This window comes from Neoroseomonas rubea, assembly GCF_016106015.1.
In the GTDB taxonomy this organism is placed as follows: domain Bacteria; phylum Pseudomonadota; class Alphaproteobacteria; order Acetobacterales; family Acetobacteraceae; genus Neoroseomonas; species Neoroseomonas rubea.
In genome coordinates, this window is sequence record NZ_JACADQ010000558.1 from 1 (window position 1) to 1,559 (window position 1,559).

The following is a 1,559-nucleotide window of genomic DNA, read 5'->3' on the forward strand; positions in this document are numbered from 1 at the left end:
AAGGCATCGGCCAGCGCCGTGCCGATGTCGGTCACCTCGGCGGGGCCGCGGATCGCGGGCGCGGGCGGCGGGGCGCCGTCGCCGCGCAGGGCCTCGGCGATCGCCAGCGTGTGCCGTTCGAGCGCGCGCGCCGGTTCGCGCACCGAGGTCAGCGTGCGGCGATAGGCGAGGGCGGCGATGCCGAGGGCGAGCAGGACCAGGGTGGCCGCCAGCGGGATCTGCGCGCCGAGCGTCCCGAAGACCGCGGCCTCCGGCTCCCACACTACCACCCGCCAGTCCGGCGCGGCGGACAGGTGCATCACGGCGTAGTGGATCGTCCGGCCGGCGGCGTCGCGTCCTGTCAGCGCGCTGCCGCGCGGGGAGGAGGACAGGGTGGGCCAGTCCGGCAGTTCGGGCGGGACGGTGCGCTGCGTGGCGATGATGCGCCCGCGTCCGTCGAGCAGCACGGCCCTGGCCGCGCCAAGCGAGCTCCGCAGGCGGTCGGTCGAGAGCCCCGCGCTCACCACGCCGATCGCGCGGCCGTCGCGCATGACGGGCAGCATGAGGGCCGGCGGGAGAGTCGCGCCGCCAGGCAGCGGCAGGACATCGCTGACCCGCGGCCGCCCCGTCTCGACCGCCCAGATCGCCGCCGCCACGGCAGGGCTCGACCCGAGCGGCGTGCCGAAGGGATGGTCCGTATCGACAAGCAGGCCGAGCCCGCGGTCCAGGATAGCGACGCCGGTGCCGAGCGACAGCGCGAGCCGGCGCGCCGCATCGTCCAGCGCGGCAAGATCGGTGTCCTCCGGCGCGCTCGTGAATGTCGCGGCGAAACCGGCGAGCGCGACGAGGCGGCCTTCGATCTCGGAATCCGCGGCCTGGGCCGTCGTGCGGACGGCGCCTGTGAGGCGGTTCGCGAAGTCCTCGGCGCCGCTGCGCAACAGCGTCGCCGCAAGCAGGCCGATGGTCACGAGCAGAGGAAGCAGGCAGGCGAGCACCAAGCCGCGCAACCGACCCGCGAGTGCGGGCGTCCGGCCGGTGTTGCGCTCCGCCGCTGCCGACATCCCCTGCGAACCTGATCCCTGAGGCAGCACCCATGCGCGCCGCAACGCGTTAAGGATCAACTAAAGGGCGTTTTGATGCAAGGTTCACGCACGGTTCGGCGACTTGGGACCGGAATGATGGGTCATTCAGGTGTGATCGATATCGCGCCATCCATCGCCGGTTTGGGCCGGCAGCGGCGGGTCCAGCCCGCCGCACGCTGTCGCACCTTGGGCATAAGTCTTTCTAGAATAGATGTTTTCTTGCGCGCCACATCCGCTCAGGCGATTTGACCCGATCGAATATCGCGCTACGGTCCGGTCATGCCGCGATTCGCCTCAGGTTTCGTCCTGGCTGCGGTCCTTCTCGCGCTTGGCGCCTGCGCGCCCGAGCCGCCGCCGGAGGAGCCGTTGCCGCTCCCGCCGCCGCCGCCACCGCGGCTGGCCACGGCGCGGCAGCCCGTGCCACCCGTGCGGCCCGACACGAACGGCGCTGCCGAGACTGGCACGGAGGGCGCGCCGGGGGCCGCGGGCGAGGCCAGC

At 73.1% G+C, this 1,559-nt stretch carries 1 protein-coding gene; it reads right to left on the reverse strand.

The annotated features are described in order from the left end of the window. Nucleotides 1–1,040, reverse strand: a 1,040-nt coding sequence (locus HW577_RS24805; RefSeq protein ID WP_198378759.1) for a cache domain-containing protein, incomplete at its 3' end; no start/stop codon positions are given. Nucleotides 1,041–1,559 lie beyond the last annotated feature (519 nt).